This is a genomic window from Streptomyces sp. NPDC047869, from assembly GCF_040704065.1.
Taxonomy (GTDB): domain Bacteria; phylum Actinomycetota; class Actinomycetes; order Streptomycetales; family Streptomycetaceae; genus Streptomyces.
The window spans coordinates 108,409-125,329 of the sequence record NZ_JBEYRK010000010.1 but is presented as its reverse complement, the minus strand read 5'-3'; the positions used below and the strand labels follow the sequence as shown (position 1 = coordinate 125,329).

General features: G+C 71.5%; 13 protein-coding genes. 10 read left to right on the top strand and 3 right to left on the bottom strand.

From position 1 onward, the window contains the following. Nucleotides 1-200 precede the first annotated feature (200 nt). Nucleotides 201-1,016: a class I SAM-dependent methyltransferase gene (locus AB0924_RS15640; protein WP_358934116.1), complete on the top strand. Its 816-nt coding sequence runs from the start codon at nt 201-203 to the stop codon at nt 1,014-1,016. A gap of 51 nt (nt 1,017-1,067) precedes the next feature. Here the strand turns inward: AB0924_RS15640 and AB0924_RS15635 are convergent, their stop codons facing one another. Together AB0924_RS15635 and AB0924_RS15630 are read right to left on the bottom strand one after the other, a co-directional pair. Continuing rightward, the gene (locus tag AB0924_RS15635; protein ID WP_358934114.1) at nt 1,068-1,235 is read right to left on the bottom strand and encodes a hypothetical protein; all 168 of its coding nucleotides are present in this window, start codon (nt 1,233-1,235) and stop codon (nt 1,068-1,070) included. A gap of 222 nt (nt 1,236-1,457) precedes the next feature. Next, nucleotides 1,458-4,061: a PA14 domain-containing protein gene (locus AB0924_RS15630; protein ID WP_366911658.1), complete on the bottom strand. Its 2,604-nt coding sequence runs from the start codon at nt 4,059-4,061 to the stop codon at nt 1,458-1,460. A 159-nt stretch (nt 4,062-4,220) separates the two neighbouring features. On the opposite strand from AB0924_RS15630, the gene AB0924_RS15625 reads away from it, so the two are divergent. The 5 genes from AB0924_RS15625 (at nt 4,221) to AB0924_RS15605 (ending at nt 10,005) form a co-directional block, all read left to right on the top strand. Further along, nucleotides 4,221-5,234: a LacI family DNA-binding transcriptional regulator gene (locus AB0924_RS15625; RefSeq protein WP_366911709.1), complete on the top strand. Its 1,014-nt coding sequence runs from the start codon at nt 4,221-4,223 to the stop codon at nt 5,232-5,234. A gap of 168 nt (nt 5,235-5,402) precedes the next feature. Continuing rightward, the gene (locus tag AB0924_RS15620; RefSeq protein WP_366911657.1) at nt 5,403-6,500 is read left to right on the top strand and encodes an ABC transporter substrate-binding protein; all 1,098 of its coding nucleotides are present in this window, start codon (nt 5,403-5,405) and stop codon (nt 6,498-6,500) included. A gap of 1 nt (nt 6,501) precedes the next feature. After that, nucleotides 6,502-8,019, top strand: coding sequence for a sugar ABC transporter ATP-binding protein (locus AB0924_RS15615; protein WP_358934108.1), 1,518 nt, complete (start codon nt 6,502-6,504; stop codon nt 8,017-8,019). Continuing rightward, a complete protein-coding gene (locus tag AB0924_RS15610; RefSeq protein WP_358934106.1) occupies nt 8,012-8,974 on the top strand; it encodes an ABC transporter permease in 963 nt (320 codons plus the stop codon). Before AB0924_RS15615 ends, AB0924_RS15610 begins: the two co-directional genes overlap by 8 nt. A 23-nt stretch (nt 8,975-8,997) precedes the next feature. Beyond that, complete coding sequence (locus AB0924_RS15605) at nt 8,998-10,005, top strand: ABC transporter permease (RefSeq protein WP_366911708.1); 1,008 nt, start codon at nt 8,998-9,000, stop codon at nt 10,003-10,005. A 514-nt stretch (nt 10,006-10,519) separates the two neighbouring features. Here AB0924_RS15605 and AB0924_RS15600 read toward each other — a convergent pair. Then, nucleotides 10,520-11,542: a LacI family DNA-binding transcriptional regulator gene (locus AB0924_RS15600; RefSeq protein WP_358934103.1), complete on the bottom strand. Its 1,023-nt coding sequence runs from the start codon at nt 11,540-11,542 to the stop codon at nt 10,520-10,522. A gap of 170 nt (nt 11,543-11,712) precedes the next feature. Between AB0924_RS15600 and AB0924_RS15595 the strand changes: the two genes are divergently transcribed. From AB0924_RS15595 to AB0924_RS15580, 4 genes are all read left to right on the top strand, one after another. Further along, nucleotides 11,713-13,539, top strand: coding sequence for a sugar-binding domain-containing protein (locus tag AB0924_RS15595; protein ID WP_366911655.1), 1,827 nt, complete (start codon nt 11,713-11,715; stop codon nt 13,537-13,539). A 152-nt stretch (nt 13,540-13,691) separates the two neighbouring features. Beyond that, entirely contained in the window at nt 13,692-15,035 is a 1,344-nt protein-coding gene (locus AB0924_RS15590) for an extracellular solute-binding protein (RefSeq protein ID WP_358934099.1), read from the top strand. Between the two features lie 34 nt (nt 15,036-15,069). Continuing rightward, nucleotides 15,070-15,975 carry a sugar ABC transporter permease gene (locus AB0924_RS15585; RefSeq protein ID WP_366911654.1) on the top strand — a complete coding sequence of 302 codons (906 nt, stop codon included), beginning with the start codon at nt 15,070-15,072 and terminating at the stop codon, nt 15,973-15,975. Nucleotide 15,976: 1 nt separating this feature from the next. Next, entirely contained in the window at nt 15,977-16,918 is a 942-nt protein-coding gene (locus AB0924_RS15580) for a carbohydrate ABC transporter permease (RefSeq protein ID WP_366911653.1), read from the top strand. The last annotated feature ends 3 nt before the right edge of the window (nt 16,919-16,921 follow it).

Here is a 16,921-nt window from a genome sequence, read left to right as displayed (position 1 = left end):
CGCCCGGACCGCGCACCGACACAGCCGTTCGGCGGTACGTCCGGCATTCCGCCAGGTGTGTCGATTGACAGCCTCGGCACCGTGGCGGACGCTCGCCGCATGCCGAGTGAGACCGCTCCCGCCGGACGGCCGGGGACCCCGACCCGGACCTTCGGCACCCCGTGCGAGGCCGGCTCGGCCGAGCGGCGGGAGGCCCGGCCGTGACCGGTGTGCCACCGCCCGGCGGGGCGGCAGGCGACGGCCACTACGGAGAGACGCTCTTCGAGCCGGGACATCCCCGGGAGGCCGAGCGCATCGACGCCGCCGCCCTGGCGTACGACCCCGTCACCACCGGGCGGCTCCGGGCGCTCGGCGTGGGCCCCGGAGCCCGCTGCCTGGACGTCGGGGCGGGGACCGGCACGGTGACCCGCTGGCTGCTGGAGGAGGCGGGAGCGGCGGAGGTCGTCGCGCTGGACCGGGACACCAGCGGTCTGAGCACCCTGACGGATCCTCGGCTGCGCGTGCTCACCGCCGACCTCACGGACGGGAGTCTCCGGCCCGGCGCCTTCGACCTGATCCACGCCCGGTTCGTGCTCATGCACCTCCCCGGGCGGCGCGGGATCGTCTCGCGGCTCGCGGGATGGCTGAAACCCGGAGGCCGGCTGGTGCTCGCCGATGCCGTCGAGGTACCGGATCCGCTGGACACCTCGTCGGCCTACCGCCGGGTCATGGACGCCATGTGGCAGGCGCTGAGATCGACGATCGGCACCGACACGTCGTCCGTCCCGGCGTACCCGCGCTTCCTGCGGGAGGAGGGCCTGTGCGACGTCGCGGCGGAGCTCTTCTGCCCGCCGATGGTCGCGGGCAGCCCCCTCGCCCTCTTCTGGTCCGAGACGTGGAGCCGGATGCGGCCCGAGCTGGAGGCCACCGGCCGGGTGGACGGCGCCGTCATCGACGAGGCACTGGACTACCTGGCCTCGCCCCGGTTCGCCGAACTGGGCCCCGGCATGGTGATGGCCTGGGGGCGGCGGCCCTGAGAACGCGGAGCGGCCGGTGACGGGTCGTCACCGGCCGCTCCCACGTCGGGCTCAGCGTCTGCGGGACCAGGTGGAGCCGATGCCCGCCACGTGCAGCGCCAGCAGGGTCAGGCCCAGCAGCATGACGTTGACCGAGGAGAACGTGTCGTTGGTGCTGAGGTCCGCCGCGTTGATCAGGAATGAGATGAAGAACAGTACTGCCGCGCCTATGCCGAGCATGGGTGGATTCCTCTCCTGGAAGGTTCCTTCCCTGCCCCGTCTGCCCCCTGAACGCCGGGGCAGGCGCGCGGAACCGCCCATTCCTCGCCCGTACGGGCCCGTCCGGCCCGGTCCACCCGCCGTCGATGCGGTGGACGGACCGGGCCGGGGACGGTCACGGCGGCGACCCCGGGTGCGGCCACGGCGGTTCGCGGGGAGGCGACGGCCGCCGTGGCCCCGAGGTCAGGCGCAGCCCGCCACGACCGCCCGGGACGCGTCGTCGATCAGCGCGTCCTGGGCCGCCTTCATGCGCCGCACGTCGGGCTTGGTCACCCTGCGGTCGTACGTCACAAGGCCGTTGAGCTCGCCCTCGACGTCCGAGATCTGCGTGTAGACGGCGCCGTTGCCGCCCTTGCAGGCCAGCGCGTGCACCTCGCCGAGCTTCTTCAGGTAGTCGTCGGTGTAGGTGCTGGGGTCGACGTCCACGTAGGACTGCTGCACCGACCAGGCGTGGCCCGGCACCGCGAGGCCGAGACCGCCGTACTCGCCCGCGACCAGGGCACGCTGCCCGTCCGGATGCGGTGGCAGGGCCGGGCTCGGATAGCCGTGTTCGTCCATGATGTCGCCGGCTCCGCCGTCCGCGCCCAGGTTGAGGCCGGACATGTTGTTCACCAGGCGGGTGGGGTCCCAGGCCTTGGCCTGGGAGGCGACGCGGCCGATGTCGTACTGGCCCCAGCCCTCGTTGAAGACCACCCACATGACGACCGACGGGCTGCTGATGTGCTCGTCGATCATCTGCTTCATCTCCCGCTCGTACTCGGCGCGGGCGGCGGTCGACGGGTTCACCCCGGCCGTCATGGCCGGCATGTCCTGCCACACCAGCAGGCCGAGCCGGTCGGCCCAGTAGAACCAGCGGTCGGGTTCGACCTTGATGTGCTTGCGGACGGAGTTGAAGCCCATCCGCTTGTGCGTCTTCAGGTCGTAGGCCAGGGCCTCGTCGCTGGGCGCGGTGTGCAGGCCGTCGGGCCAGAAGCCCTGGTCGAGGGTGGCCATCATGAAGACCGGCTTGCCGTTGAGGACCGTGCGCGGCACGCCGTTCACCTTCTCCACGGCGATGGAGCGCATCCCGAAGTAGCTGCCCACCCGGTCCTCGCCGACCTTCACCTTGAGGTCGTAGAGGAACGGATCGTCCGGCGACCACAGACGGGCCTTCGGGATCTTCAGGGTGAGGGGGCCGCCGGTGCTGCCGGTGACCGTGGCCACCCGGCGCCTGCCCTCGTACGCGGTCGCGGTGACCGGTACGCCGTCGCGCACGCCCTGCGGCTCGACGGTGAGCGTGCCGGTGTCGACGTGCGGGGTCAGCTTCAGCTGGTCGACGTGGTCGGAGGCGACGGGTTCCAGCCACACGGTCTGCCAGATACCGGAGGACGGGGTGTACCAGATGCCGCTCGGGCCCAGGCGCTGCTTGCCCATCGGCGGGTTCTCGCCGCCCGAGGCGTCCGTCGGGTCGTAGACGCCGACGATCAGTTCCTGGGTGCGGCCGGGCTTCAGGGCGTCGGTGATGTCGGCGCTGAACTTGTCGTAGCCGCCTTTGTGTTCGGCGACCTTGGTGCCGTTGACGTAGACCTCGGCCTGCCAGTCGACGGCGCCGAAGTTCAGCTGGAGCCGTTTCGCGTCGCCGACCTTCCAGCCGGCCGGGACGGTGAAGGTGCGCCGGTACCACATGCGGTCCTCGTGCCGTTCGATGCCCGAGAGCTGGGACTCGACGGGGTACGGGACCAGGATCCGCTCACCCAGGGTGCGGCCGACCGGCGGCTGCTCGCCCTGCTTGGCCGCGGCGAACTGCCAGCTCCCGTTGAGGTTCTGCCAGGCGTCCCGGGTCAACTGCGGCCGGGGGTACTCGCGGTGGGCGTTGGCCGGGGTGACGTCGTCGGCCCACTTGGTGCGCAGTTCGTAGGTGGAGTGGTTGCCGCCACTGCTCCAGAACGCGCTGACAACGTTGCCATTCTCGCCGGTGAGTCCGCCCTCGCCGTCGTAGCGGACGTCCGCCAGGCCGGGCGCCGTGCCGGTCTTGTTGCCGACGACCGGTTCCTTCAGGGAGACCAGCAGGGATCTGGGGTCGGCGGGGTCCAGCCGGGCACTGCCGAGCGGCCAGGTGGCGCCGCCGATGACGGCGTCGAGGTGGCTGGTCAGCGCCGCGGTGGGCTTGGCCAACGCCTGGGCGAAGTCGAGCCGCAGGGTGCGGCCGTCCTTGAGGACGGTGGTGGCGATGGCGCCGTCGTAGGCGTATCCCTCGGGCAGCAGGAACGCCGACTGCGGTACGGCGGTCTTGGTGCCGCCCGGCGGCGTCCAGCGAAGGTGGAGGTTGGAGCCTCCGTAGTGCTCGAAGTACTCGACCTTGATGTCGTACGCCTTGCCGGCGGTCAACTCGACCGGGGTGCCGGTCTGTTCGCGGTCCCAGTCGTCGACCCAGTGGTCGATGACGAGTCTGCCGTCGACCCAGAGGCGGAATCCGTTGTCGCCGATGATCGAGAAGGTGGTGGCGCCGGTCTTCTCGGGCACGACCCGGCCGGTCCAGCGGACGCTGACGTCGTCCGACCGGCCGGTGGCCGAGTTCAGGCGGGACTCCAGGGAGTCGAAGTCGAGTTTCGGGTCGAATCCGGTGGCCTTGAGCTGGTCGAAGTCGAAGGCTCCGGGGGCCGACTGGGTGTAGTACTCGCCCTTGAGGCCGTGGACCTCGACGGGGTCGTCCGCCGCGGTGGCGCTGGGTGCCGCGGTCAGTCCGGCCACGCCGAGGGCGGCCGCTAGGAGGAGTGACAGTCGATGTCGGAGTGATCTGGTGCGCACGGATCTCCCTATGGCTGAGGAAGGGTGGCGGCTCTCTGCTTCAGTCTGTACAACGTTGGAAGCACGGCAGTTGGCATGAGAGCACGGCTCCCGGCCGCTGTCCAGAGTCATGACATGGCTCCGCCCTTCGGAGCACCCATCGATGCCGAGGAGATCCCCTTGCGGGTCAGCCTGAAGGACGTGGCCGAGCGGGCCGGCGTCTCGATCAAGACCGTGTCCAACGTCGTGAACAACTATCCGCACGTCACACCGGCGATGCGGTCCCGGGTGCAGCAGGCCATCGACGAGCTCGGCTACCGGCCGAACCTGACCGCCCGGCACCTGCGCAAGGGCCGCACGGGCATCATCGCGCTGGCCGTGCCGGAGCTGGGCAACCCGTACTTCGCCGAACTGGCGGGCGCGGTGGTCGACGCGGCGGCGGAACACGAGTTCACCGTGCTGCTGGACCACACCCGCGGCAGGCGCGAGCAGGAGGTGCTGGTCAGCCAGGGCTTCCGGGCCCGGGTGATCGACGGGCTCATCCTCAGCCCGCTGGAGCTGGAGGCCGAGGACCTGCAGGGGCGGTCCGACGACGTTCCGCTGGTGCTGCTCGGCGAGCGCGAGTACGACGCCCCGCACGACCACATCGCCATCGACAACGTGGCCGCCGCCCGGGCCGCGGTACGCCATCTGCTGAGCCGGGGCCGCACCCGGATCGCCTACCTGGGCGCCCGCACGGACTCCGCCAACCGCCCGGCCCACCTGCGACTCGTGGGCTGGCGCGAGGAGTTGGCGGCGGCCGGGGTGCCGGCGCCGGACGACCTGGTCGTCCCGGTCGGCGGCTGGGACCGGGACGACGGCGCCCGGGCCATGGCCGAGCTGCTCGACTCGGGCGTGCGGCCGGACGCGGTGTTCGCGCTGAACGACCTGATCGCGATCGGTGCGATGCGGGTGCTGCACGAGCGGGGCCTGCGGGTGCCCTGGGACGTCGCCGTGGTGGGCTTCGACGACATCGCCGAAGGCCGTTTCGGCGCGGTGTCGCTCACCACGATCGCGCCGGACAAACAGGCCATCGCGCGCATGGCGGTGGGCTCGCTGCTGCGCAGTCTGTCGGGGCGCGAGGAGCCCGGCGGACGCGAACTCGTCGCCGAGTTCCGGCTGGTGGAGCGGGAGAGCACGCTCGGTCGGCGGTGAGGCGGAACGGCGGGCGCGTGGCCGGGATTTCGGACGGGAGGGTTTACAGCGCTCTTCCAACGATGTAAAAACCTCCCCTGAACGACGTGCACGCCGAGTTGACCGCAAGCCGTCCTACCCCCCGTGAGCGCCAACGGCGCGCCGGGGCCACGCCGTTTGGGGACTCCCATGAAGCCCACAGCACCACTGCGCCGCACCTGCACGCGGACCCTCATCGCCGCCGGACTCGTCACGAGCCTGGCCCTCATGACCGGATGCGCCAAGTCGGAGGACGACTCCGGCGGCGACAAGGCCGCCTCGCAGGACAAGGACGCCGGCCAGGTCGTCGCCTCCCCGAGCGGCGGTTCAGGACCGGCCTGCGCCATCGACGCCTACGGCGGCAAGAAGCTGGACCTGAAGTCCGCCACCGTCGGGTTCTCCCAGTCCGAGAAGGAGGCCAATCCCTTCCGGATCGCGGAGACCGCCTCCATCAAGGCGGAGGCCCAGAAGCGGAGCGTCAAACTGCTCACCGCCAACGCCCAGTCGCAGTTCTCCAAGCAGATCAGCGACGTCCAGGACCTCATCGCCAAGGGCGCCGACCTCCTGGTCATCGCGCCGCTCAACTCGGACGGCTGGGAGCCCGTGCTGCGCACGGCGGCCGCCAAGCACATCCCGATCGTCACGGTCGACCGCAAGATCAACGCCACCGCCTGCAAGGACTACGTGAGCTTCATCGGCTCCGACTTCGTCGAGCAGGGCAAGCGGGCGGCCGACCAGATGATCGCGGCGACCGGCGGCAAGGGCGAGATCGCCATCCTGCTCGGCGCGGCCGGCAACAACGTCACCACCGAACGCACCAAGGGCTTCGAGGACCGCGTCAAGGAGAAGGCCCCGGGTCTGAAGATCGTGTTCCGGCAGACCGCCGAGTTCGCCCGGGAGAAGGGCCAGTCGGTCACCGAGAACCTGATCCAGTCCAAGCCGGGGATCAAGGGCATCTACGCCGAGAACGACGAGATGGGCCTCGGCGCGGTCAACGCCCTCAAGAGCGCGGGCAAGAAGCCCGGTGATGTGAAGATCGTGACGATCGACGGCACCCGCAACGCCGTGCAGGGCATCGTGGACGGCTGGATCTCCGGTGTGATCGAGTCCAACCCGCGCTTCGGGCCGCTGGCCTTCCAGACCCTGGACAGCTTCACCCAGGGCCAGAAGGTCGCCCAGGACATCGTCATCCAGGACAGCTCCTACACCGAGGCCAACGCCAAGTCCGACCTGGGCAAGGCCTTCTGAGATGCTTGACGTCACCGGACTGTGCAAGACCTTCCCCGGCGTACGGGCGTTGTCCGAGGTGGACTTCACCGCCCGCGCCGGGGAGGTGCACGCCCTGGTGGGCGAGAACGGCGCGGGCAAGTCGACCCTGATCAAGGTGCTCACCGGCGTGTACCAGCCCGACGCCGGCGAGATGTCCTACGACGGCTCACCGGTCCGCTTCGCCACGCCGCTCCAGGCGCAGCAGGCGGGGATCTCCACCATCTACCAGGAGGTCAACCTCGTCCCGCTGATGAGCGTGGCCCGCAACCTGTTCCTCGGCCGCGAGCCACGCGGCCGGCTGGGCCTGATCGACTTCCGCCGGATGCACCGGGAGGCGGAGGACACCCTGCGCGGGATGGGCATCCGGGTCGACGTCCGCCGCCCGCTGCGTGAACTGGGCGTCGGCGCACAGCAGATGGTCGCGCTGGCACGCGCGGTGGCGATCGACGCCCGGGTCGTGATCATGGACGAGCCGACCTCCTCGCTGGAACCCCGCGAAGTGCGCACGCTGTTCGGGGTGATCCGCACCCTGCGGGAGCGGGGCATCGCGGTGATCTACGTCAGTCACCGCATGGACGAGCTGTACGAGATCTGCGACGCGGTCACCGTGCTGCGGGACGGCCGGGTGGTGCACACCGGCCGGCTCGCCGAGCTGGACCGGCTGCGGCTGGTCGCCCTCATGCTCGGGCGGGAGATCGGCGAGGTGCGCGAGGAGGGGCTCACCAAGTTCTCCGGCTCCCACGACGCGTCGGCCCAACCGGTGCTCGAAGCAGAGGGGTTGAGCGTCCGTCATCAGCTGGACGGCGTGTCGGTGTCCCTGCGTCCGGGCGAGGTGGTCGGGCTCGGCGGGCTGCTCGGTTCGGGACGCAGCGAGACCGCGAAGGCCATCGCGGGCGCCCTGCCCGTCGACGGCGGGAGGGTCGTGGTGGCCGGTGAGCCGGTGCGCGCCGGCTCCACCGCGGCGGCGATCCGGGCCGGCATCAGCCTGCTCCCGGAGGACCGCAAGACCGAGGGCATCGTGCCGGGCCTGTCGGTGCGGGAGAACATCGCGCTGGCCGCACTGCCGGGGCTGTCCCGGTTCGGCCTGGTCGACGACGCCCGCGTCGACCGGATCGTCGACACCTTCATGAAGCGGCTGCGCATCAAGGCGGCCGGCCCGCACCAGAAGGTGGGCGAACTGTCCGGCGGGAACCAGCAGAAGGTGCTGCTCGCCCGGTGGCTCGCCCTGCAGCCCAAGGTGCTGCTGCTGGACGAGCCGACCCGGGGCATCGACGTGGGGGCCAAGGCGGAGGTGCAGGCACTCGTCGACGAACTGGCCGACGACGGCCTGGCGGTGCTGCTGATCTCCTCCGACACCGAGGAACTGATCGAGGGCAGCGACCGCGTGATCGTCCTCAAGGACGGGGCGGTGGTACGCGAGCTGACCGGCGACGCCGTCACCGAGGACGAGCTGATGCGCGCCATCGCCGCCGTACCGGCCGGAGGCCACGATGACTGAACTGAGCGTCGCCCGGGGCACGGTGGACCGGGACCGGGCGCTGCGCCTGCTCCAGGACTACGGCGTGTACGGCGGTGTGGTGGTCCTGCTGCTGTTCAACTTCGTCTTCACCCCGCACTTCGCCTCCGCGGCGAACTTCCGCACCCAGGCCGTGCAGGTCGCGCCCGTGCTGATCGTGGCCCTCGGCATGGCGCTCGCCATCGGCACCGAGGGCGTCGACCTGTCGGTGGGCTCGGTGATGGCGCTGTCCACCTCACTGCTGTCGCTGTACCTCGGTTACGGACCGTGGATCGCCACGCTGATCGCGGTCGTCGGCGGCGTGGTGGCCGGCCTCGCGAGCGGGGCGCTGGTCGCCTTCGTCGGTGTGCAGCCGATCGTCGCCACGCTCGCCCTGATGGTCGCCGCCCGCGGGCTCGCCCTGGTGCTCCTCCCCCAGCTCAAGGACGTCCACGACCCGGGCCTCGCGTCCCTCGGCTCCGGGGACGTGCTGGGCGTCCCCTATCTGGTGCTGATCGCGGCGGCGCTGGCGCTGCTCGTGGCGTTCGTCGTGCGGCGCTCCACGTTCGGCCGGCAGTTGCTGGCCATCGGCGACAGCCGGCCGGCCGCCCGTCTCGCGGGACTGCCGGTGCGCCGGGTGCTGGTCGTGGTGTACGTGTGCTCCGGCGCGCTGGCCGCGATCGCGGGCGTGCTGGCGACCGCCCGGCTCGCCGCGAGCGACCCGACCTCGCTGGGCACCCTGATGGAACTGTCCGCCATCACCGCGGTGGTGGTCGGCGGCACCCCGCTCAGCGGCGGCCGGGTCCGCATCGGCGGCACGGTCGCGGGCGCCGTACTGATCCAACTGCTCACCACCACGCTCATCAAGCACGACCTGCCCCCGTCGTGGACGCAGATCGCGCAGGCCGTGGTGATCGTCGGTGCCGTGTACGCGGCACGCGAACGGGGGAAGCGATGACCACGGACGCCGGGGAAGCCACCATGCGGAAGGACGCCCCCACCCCCCATGCCGGCGACGAGCCGCCGGGCGCGAGCCGCTCGGAGCGGCTGAGCGCGCTCGCCCAGCAGCACGGCGCGCTGGTCACCCTGGTGCTCGCGATGGTGGTCGCCTCGCTGAGCTTCGACACCTTCCTGACCGGTGACAACCTGGAGAACATGGCGCTGTCGTCGGCGTTCCTCGCCGTCGTGGCGCTCGGCATGACCTTCGTGATCGTCACCGGCGGCATCGATTTGTCGGTGGGCTCGCTGTTCGCCCTCGGTGGGGTGCTCGCGGCTTGGGGTTCGCAGTACGGGACCCTGGTGGCGCTGCTGCTGCCGCTCGTGGTGTGCGGGCTCGTCGGCCTGCTCAACGGGCTGCTGATCGCGCGTTCGGGGCTGGCCCCGTTCATCGTGACCCTGGCCTCCATGCTCGGTGCGCGCGGTGTCCTGCTGGCACTGACCGACGAGGGTTCGCGGACGTATCTCGTGGACAAGGGCGCCTTCTTCACCAGGCTCGGGCAGGGTTCGCTGCTCGGCGTCGGCGTGCCGGTGTGGATCACGCTGGCGCTGTTCGTGCTGGGCGCGGTGGTGCTGCGGCGCACGCGCTTCGGTCAGTACGTGTACGCGGTCGGCGGCAACGAGGACGCGTCGGCGCTGATGGGCGCGCCGGTGGCCCGCACCAAGGTCGCCGTCTACACGCTGTCCGGGCTGTGCGCGGGCCTCGCGGGCGCGCTGAACGCGGCGTGGCTGCTGTCGGGGGTGACGATCCTCGGTTCCGGCATGGAACTGGAGGCGATCTCGGCCGTGGTCATCGGCGGCACGCTGCTGACCGGCGGGTTCGGGTTCATCAGCGGCTCGCTCGTCGGCGTGGCGCTGCTGAAGGTCATCCAGAACGTCATCAACCAGATCGGCTCCCTGGACTCGGCCTACCAGCAGGTGGTCAGCGGCGCCTTCCTGGCGGTGGTCGTCATCGCCCAGACGTGGCTGGGACGCAGGCGTCGGGTGCTCTGAACCAGCGGCCCCGGCGCCACTCGCGGCTCCGCCGGTCTTCCGGTACGTCGCGCCCTGCCGGTCTCCCGTACGTCGGGCTTGCCGGATCCCCCGTAGGCCCGCGCGCCCGTGAACACCGGCCGGGCCCGCGGGTCTACGGGTCACGTCGTCGGACTCGCGCGCGTCCGTGAGCGAGGACGGGAGCGTGTGTCCGTGGCCGACACCGGACTCGGTGCGCGACCCGTGGGTGACAACTGGGTTCACACGCCCCCCAGCGAGGCCGGCCGCTCGGCGCGCGAGTGACAAACGGGTTCACAAACCGGGGAGTTCGCGGCCCCGGCGCACGCCCCGCGAGTGACAACAGGCTCACAGACGCCCTGGGTGATGCCGGCGCTCGGGTACGCCTGTGGGTGACGCCGGTGCTCGGCCGCGCCCGTGGGTGACGAACGGTGGCAGGCCCCGAAGTGACATGGGGCCCCGATGACCCGGGTGTCGCCCGCCGCGCGGGCGCCCAGCCGTCCCACCGCGGCTCCCCTCAGCCGCCGGTGCTCTCCCGCACGATCACCCGGTGACCCGCGACCCGGTCCTCGGGGGAGCCGGACTCCGGGTCGTCGATGCGGTCCAGCAGGAGGGACACGGCGCTGCGGGCGATCTCCTCCTTGTCGGGGGCGACGGTGGTCAGGGAGGGGACGCTGAAGCGGGACGCCTCGATGTCGTCGAAGCCCATGACGTCGAGGTCGCCCGGCACCGACCGGCCCGCCTCGTGCAGAGCGCGCAGCGCGCCCAGCGCCAGGTGGTCGTTGAGGCAGAGCAGGGCGTCCGGTGGTGCGGGCCGGTCCAGCAGTGCGGTGGCCGCGCGGGCGCCGTCCTGCCAGTGGTACGCCCGCACCGGCACCACGAGGTCCTCCGCGAAGGGCAGCCCGGCGGCGGCCAGCGCCTCGCGGTGGCCGTCGGTGCGCAGCCGGTCGGTGCCCTGCCGGCCGCGGACCGAGCCGCCGATCACCGCGATGCGCCGGCGCCCGCGGGAGAGCAGGTGCTCGGTGGCCTCGCGGGCGGCGCGGACGTTGTCGATGCCCACGTGGTCGGTGGTGCCGGCCGCGGAGCGCTCGCCGAGCAGGACGACGGGCAGTCGCCGGTCACGGGTGGCGAGGTCGCGCGGCAGCAGGGACAGCGGGCTGAGGACGACGCCGTCGGAGAACTGGGCGTCGAAGCCGTGCAGCGCGGCGAGTTCACGCTCCCGCGCTCCCCCGGTCTGGTGCAGCAGCACGGTGCGGCCGCGGCGGTCCGCCTCGGCCGTCACGTGCTTGGCCAGCTCGGAGAAGTAGGCGACGTCCAGTTCCGGAACGGCCAGCGTGATCATCCCGGTACGGCCCTGGCGGAGCTGGCGTCCCGCGATGTTGACCCGGTAGCCCAGGGCGTCGATGGCCTCCTGCACGGCGGTCCTGGTCCGGTCCGAGACGTGCTCGAAGTTGTTGATCACGTTGGAGACGGTCTTGGGTGAGACCCCGGCGTACTCCGCCACGTCCTTGATCCTCGGTCTGGCTGCCACGCCGATCATCCTCCCGCCTGCCGTGGATCATACCGACGGGCACGACCCCGGTCCGAGCCGATCCGGGCGGACGGTCCCGGTCCCGTCCTCTTCCGTCCCAGGTATTTACATCGATGTAAATCTCATGGTGCCATGTGCTCGCACCACACAGCACAGCACCCCGGACGCCAAGGAGCACCATGCCCGTCCCGCATCCCACGGACCTGCCCCGACCCGAGTACCCCAGGCCGCAGTTCGTCCGTGCGGCCTGGCTGAATCTCAACGGCGAGTGGCAGTTCGAGATCGACCGGTCCGACACCGGCCTGGAGCGCGGGCTGAGGGACCGGGCGCTCACCGGCCGCATCGTCGTCCCGTTCTGCCCCGAGTCGGAACTCTCGGGCGTCGGCGAGACCGACTTCCTCGAGGCGGTCTGGTACCGGCGCACAGTGAGCGTCCCGGAGGACTGGACCGACGCCCGGGTTCTGCTGCACTTCGGGGCCGTCGACCACGACACCACGGTGTGGGTGGACGGCACCGAGGTGGCCCGGCACCGGGGCGGCTTCACCCCGTTCAGCGCGGACCTCGGCGACCTGGCCGCCCCGGGCCGGGAGCTGACCGTCGTGGTGCGCGCCCGGGACAGCCGGCACGGCGTCCAGGCCCGCGGCAAGCAGGCCACCTGGTACGCCAACTCGCACTGCCACTACACCCGTACGACCGGCATCTGGCAGACGGTGTGGATGGAGCCGGTGCCCCGCTCGGTCGCCCTCAGGCGCCCGCGCGTCACACCCGACCTGGCCTCCGGCTCCATCCACGTGGAGCTGCCGCTCACCGCGAACGCACCCGGCCACCGGGTCCGTGCCACCCTGAGCGACGCGGACGGCCCCGTCGTCACCGCCGAGTCCCGGGCCGACCTCGGGCTCGCCCCCCGCCTGGTGCTGGCCGTCCCCGAGGACCGGCGCCGGGTGTGGTCGCCCGCCGACCCGCATCTGTACGACCTCGTCCTGGAGGTACTGGACGCCGGCGGGGAGGTGGTCGACTCCGTCGGCTCCTACGCCGGTCTGCGCTCGGTCGCGATCCACGGCAAGCGGCTGCTGCTCAACGGCGAACCGGTCTTCCAGCGCCTGGTCCTGGACCAGGGCTACTACGCGGACGGCCTGATGACCGCGCCGAGCGACGCCGACCTGGTCCGCGACATCGAACTGGGGCTCGCGGCGGGCTTCAACGGCGCCCGGCTGCACCAGAAGGTCTTCGAGGAGCGCTACCTGTACCACGCCGACCGCCTCGGCTACCTGGTCTGGGGCGAGTTCGGCGACTGGGGCTGCGAGACGGGTGTGCGCGACGACAACCAGCGCCCGGACGCCAGTTACGTCGCCCAGTGGCTGGAGGCGCTGGAGCGCGACCACTCACACCCCTCGATCGTCGGCTGGTGCCCGCTGAACGAGACCTACCAGCACCTGCACGACCGCGTCACCGGGCTCGACGACGTCACCCGCGCGATGTTCCTCGCCACGAAGCAGGCGGACCCCGGCCGGCCCGTGATCGACGCCTCGGGCTACGCCCACCGGGTGGCCGAGACGGACGTCTACGACTCCCACTGCTACGAGCAGGACCCGGCCGCCTTCGCCAAGACGATGGCCGGTCTGGCCGAGGACCGGCCGTACGTCAACGCCGGCCCCGACGGACGCCCCTGGTCGCTGCCCTACCGCGGCCAACCGTACTTCTGCAGCGAGTTCGGCGGCGTCTGGTGGGATCCGCAGGCCGCGGCGAACGCCGCCGGCGACGACACCGAGGCCTCCTGGGGTTACGGCGAACGCCCGCGCACCGCCGCCGAGTTCGTCGAGCGCTTCACGGGGCTGACCGCCGTGCTCCTCGACGACCCGGACATGTTCGGCTACTGCTACACCCAGCTCACCGACGTCTTCCAGGAGCGCAACGGCGTCTACCGCTTCGACCGCTCCGAGAAGGTCGACACCGCGCTGCTGCGCGCCGCCCAGACCCGTCCGGCGGCCTTCGGGAACGACCGCTGAGCAACCGGTGGGCAACAGGTGACATCCACCCCTCGCCGCGAACGCGGGAGGGGCTCATGACCACGCGATTTACATCGATGTATGTCCATGGGGCGGCACCCGTGGGGCGCGAGGGGCGTCCCGTGGGCCGCCGCCCGCAGGAGAGGAGCTGTATGACCGGCATATCCGCGCCCGTCGGTCCGCCCGCGCCCTCGCGGCGCCGGGTGCTGACGGCCGCGCTCGCCTCCGGTGCCGCGGTCCTGGGCGCAGGTGCGCTCAGTGGCTGCGGTTCCGCGCAGGCGGCCGACGCCTCGACCGTCCGGCTGTGGGACCTGTTCAGTGGGGCCGACGGCGGACTGCTCAACGACATGGTGCGCGCGGCGCGCCCCGACATGCCGGGCACTCGCGTCGAGCGCACCGTGCTGGAGTGGGGCACCCCGTACTACACCAAGCTCGCCATGGCCTCGGCCGGCGGGCGCGGTCCCGACGTGGCGGTCTCCCACATGTCACGGCTGGCCGGCTATGCCCCCACCGGGCTGCTGGACCCGTGGGACCTGGACGTCCTGGCGGAGTACGGCATCACCGAGGACGCCTTCACCAAGGCCGTGTGGTCCCGGACCCAGTTCGAGGGCCGCACCTACGCGATCCCCCTGGACACACACCCGTTCATCGTCTTCTACCACCCGGAACCGGCCCGCAAGGCCGGCCTGCTCACCCGGGACGGGGCGCTGGACACCGAGGCGTTCTCCTCCCCCGACCGGTTCCTGGCGGCGGGCCGCGAACTGGCGAAGGCCTCGGGCAAGCAGGGCATCGCCTTCGGGTACGTCACCGACACCGCCCAGGGATGGCGGCTGTTCTACGGGCTGTACCGGCAGACCGGCGGAGCGTTCCGGCTGCCGCGGGGCGGGCCGGCCGAGGTCGACGTCGACCGGATGGCCGAGGTCATCGCCTTCATGGCCAGGATCGTCGACGGCCGGGTGAACCCCCGGCGGCTCGACTACGGCTCGGCGATCGCCGCCTTCACCAACCGGCAGACGGCGATGATCCTCTCCGGCGAGTGGGAGCTCGGCACCTTCCGGAGCGCGGACAGGAACGTGGGGGCCGCTCCCTTCCCGACGGTGTTCGGCACCCCGGCCATCTACGCCGACTCGCACTCCTTCGTCCTGCCGCACCACCCCGACCCCGACCCCGGGCACCGCCGTCGTACCCACCAGGCGGTGGCGGCGCTGCTGAAGGCCGGCCAGATCTGGGCGACGGCCGGGCACATCCCCGCCTACGGCCCGGTCACCCGTACGTCGGCGTACGCCGGACTCCAGCCGCAGTCGCACTACGCCAAGGCCCAGGACCGTGTGGTGCTCGACCCGTCCGTGTGGTTCGCGGGCGCCGGCTCGGACTTCCAGAACGCCATGTCGCAGGTCCTGCAGCAGGCCCTGCTCGACGGACTCGCCCCCGACCGCGCGGCGCGCGCGATGGTGCGGCGCCTGAACACCTTCCTCTCCAAGCCCAGCCCGGCCTGACCCGGCCGCGATCCACCGCGCAGGAGGCACAACGATGTCCTCTCCCCACGCCTCGCCCCGCCCCGGGGCCCCGTCGGCGCGCCGGCTGGTCCCCCCGGGCCTGCTGTTCGCGCTGCCCTTCCTCGTCCTGTTCGCCCTGTTCATGGTGTGGCCGCTGGTCCAGGGCCTGTGGATGAGCCTGACCGACACCTCGCTGTCGGCCCACGCCCCGGCCTTCGTCGGCCTGGACAACTTCGCCGAGGCCCTGGGGGACGCCGAGGTGTGGCGCTCCCTGGGCCACACCGTGTGGTTCACCGTCCTGTCGACGGTCCCGCTCGTCGCGGTGGCGCTCGGCATGGCGCTGCTCGTGCACACCGGCCTGCCGGGCCAGTGGGTGTGGCGGCTGGCGTTCTTCGCGCCCTATCTGCTCCCGGTCGGCGTGGTGAGCCTGCTGTGGATCTGGCTGTACCAGCCGGACCTCGGGCTCCTGAACCACCTCCTGGAGTCGGCCGGCCTCGGACCGGTGTCCTGGCTGAGCGACGAGTCCATGGCGATGTGGGCGATCGTGCTGACCACCCTGTGGTGGACCGTCGGCTTCAACTTCCTGCTGTATCTGGCCGCGTTGCAGGCGATCCCGGACCATCTGTACGAGGCGGCGGCCATCGACGGGGCGGGGGCCTGGCGGCGGCTGTGGTCGATCACGCTGCCGCAGCTCAGCCGGATCACCGGCGTCATCACCGTGCTGCAGATCCTGGCCTCGCTGAAGGTGTTCGACCAGGTGTACCTGCTGACCAAGGGCGGCCCGAACAACTCGACCCGCCCGGTCATCGAGTACATGTACGACGTCGGCTTCACCGGTTACCGGCTGGGCTACGCCTCGGCGGTCAGCTACCTCTTCTTCGCCCTCGTCCTCATCGCCTCCGCGGCCCAGTACGCCGCCCTCCGCCGCCGGGAGAAGTGACATGACCTCCACCGAACTGCCCGTCCGCCCGGCCGCGCCGGACCGCGCCGCGCGTCCGCCGAGAGGCCCGGCCGGGCCGCGCAGGGCCGCCCGGCCGGACAGGAACCTCACCCTCGGGGAGAGCCGGCTCGCCCGGGGACTGGCCCTGGCCGTGCTCGCGGTACTGGCCCTGGTGTGGCTGCTGCCGATGGCCTGGGCCCTGCTCACCGCGTTCAAGTCCGAGCAGGACGCGAGCGATCCCGGTCAGTGGTTCCTGCCCCGGCACGGTTTCACCCTGCACGGGTTCTCGACGGTGTGGGAGCGCGGCGACCTTCCGCTGTGGATGCTCAACAGCTTCCTGGTGTCCGCGGCGGTCACGGTCATCACGGTGCTGGTCTCCGCCATGGCCGGATACGCCTTCTCCCGCACGGTGTTCGCCGGGCACCGGTGGCTGTTCGCGCTCACCGTGGCGGCGGTGCTGGTGCCGCCGCAGCTGCTCATCGTGCCGTGGTTCCGGCAGATGCTCACCCTGCACCTGGTCGACACCTACGCGGCGGTGATCCTGCCGCAGACGGTGGCGCCGGTCATGGTGTTCATCCTGAAGAAGCACTTCGACTCGCTGCCGCGGGAGCTGGAGGAGGCCGCGCGCATCGACGGCGCGGGCCACTGGCGCGTCTTCTGGTCCGTGCTGCTGCCGCTGTCGCGGCCCATGCTGGCCGCCGTCGCGATCTTCGTGTTCATCGGGGCCTGGAACAACTTCCTGTGGCCGTTCGTCTCGACGTCGGACCCGGGGCTGATGACCCTGCCGGTCGGCATCACCTCGGTGAAGGACGCCTACGGCATCCAGTACGCGCAGACCATGGCGTCCGCCGTCCTCGCGGCGCTCCCGCTGGTCGTGATGTTCGTCTTCTTCCAGCGTCACATGGTCAAGTCCGTCGCCACGACCGGTCTCGGCGGCCAATGACCT